The organism is Nitrospira sp. BLG_2 (assembly GCF_049222245.1).
Map to the genome: position 1 here is coordinate 1 of NZ_JBLYIG010000385.1, position 1,701 is coordinate 1,701.

Below are 1,701 nucleotides of genomic sequence, written 5' to 3' on the forward strand. Positions count from 1 at the left end.
GGTTGGGCCTCGCCGGTCGACGAGCGCAATTGGCCGGTCAATTGTCGGGGGGGTGGAAGCAGCGGCTCGCCTTAGCCGCCTGTCTGATCCATCGACCGAAGTTATTGCTATTGGATGAACCGACGGCCGGTGTCGATCCGAAGGCGCGCAGAGAATTTTGGGAGCACATTCACCGATTGGCGGCCGAAGGCCTCACGTTTTTGATCACCACCCACTATATGGACGAAGCCGAGCGCTGCCATCGCCTTGCCTACATCGCCTATGGAAAGTTGCTCACCTATGGAACTGTTGCCGACGTCATCATCCAGGCGCAGCTTACCACCTGGGCGGTCAGTGGACCAGATCTCCAGCAATTGACGGAAACATTGCGCCGGCAACCCGGTGTGCAACAAGCCGTCGCGTTTGGCGATCGGTTGCATGTGAGCGGAGACGACCCTGTCGCGCTCGAAGCCACGATTTCTGCGTTTCATGCTGCACCGTATGAGTGGCAGCGCGTGCGCACGAGTCTCGAAGATGTGTTCATCCACCTCATGCATCGATCCTCGAATGACGTCGCATCATGAGCCTGCGCCGGATGTTTTCTCCCTCCCGCTTCTGGGCCATCGTCGTTAAGGAGTTCATTCAGATGCGCCGAGACCGGGTGACGTTTGGAATGATGATCGGTATTCCATTGATCCAACTCATTCTCTTCGGTTTTGCCATCAATGCGGACCCGAAGCATTTGCCGACTGCGGTTCTTCTTGCCGATTATGGTCCTCATGGGCGAACACTTCTTCAGGCAATACGGAACAGCGACTACTTCGAATTCACCCGGCAGGTGAAAAGCGAGCGGGAGGCGGAGGAGGTACTCGCGCGGGGCGACGTGCAGTTCGTGATCAACATCCCGTACAACTTTTCGCGTGACCTGGTCCGCGGTGAGAAACCTGCTATTCTCGTCGAGGCGGATGCAACCGATCCGGGTGCAACCAGCAATGCCATCGGATCATTGCGTGTGTTGGCGGCAACGGCATTCCGGCAAGATTTCACCGGGCCTTTGGCGTTTCTCTCTAAAGACGACGATCCCATCGACCTGCGAATTCACGCACGGTACAATCCCGAGGTCATCACGCAATACAACATCGTGCCGGGCTTGATGGGCGTGGTGCTGACGATGACGATGGTGATGATTACAGGCTTGGCGATTACGCGTGAACGCGAACGCGGCACGATGGAAAACCTGCTCTCGATGCCGACGCGGCCGTTCGAGGTCATGATCGGCAAGGTGCTCCCGTATATTCTTGTGGGCTATGTACAAGTGGTGATCATTCTCCTGGCGGCTCACCTGATTTTCAAGGTGCCGGTGTACGGTAGCGTGGCAATGCTGCTCCTAGCCGCGTTGGTCTTCATTACGGCCAATCTGGCGATGGGAATCACTTTTTCTACCATGGCACAGAACCAGTTGCAGGCCGTGCAGCTCTCGTTCTTCTTCTTTTTGCCGTCGCTCTTGCTCTCGGGATTCATGTTTCCTTTCCGCGGTATGCCGCAGTGGGCGCAAACGATCGGCGAGATGCTGCCGCTGACCCACTTTCTTAGGATCGTGCGGGGCATCATGCTGAAAGGGAATGGATCAGAAGAGGTCCTGCTCCAGTTATGGCAAATCGCCCTCTTTGCCGTTGTTGCCTTGGCGATCGGTGTGAAACGGTACCGCCGGACTCTCGATTA

At 56.6% G+C, this 1,701-nt stretch carries 2 protein-coding genes; both read left to right on the forward strand.

All coding sequences use genetic code 11. The features are described from left to right. Positions 1-563, forward strand: a 563-nt coding sequence (locus tag ACOSYY_RS10640) for an ATP-binding cassette domain-containing protein (RefSeq protein WP_421662323.1), incomplete at its 5' end; no start/stop codon positions are given. Next, the coding region (locus tag ACOSYY_RS10645) for an ABC transporter permease (protein WP_421662324.1) at positions 560-1,701 on the forward strand (1,142 nt) is incomplete at its 3' end. The genes ACOSYY_RS10640 and ACOSYY_RS10645, both read left to right, overlap by 4 nt.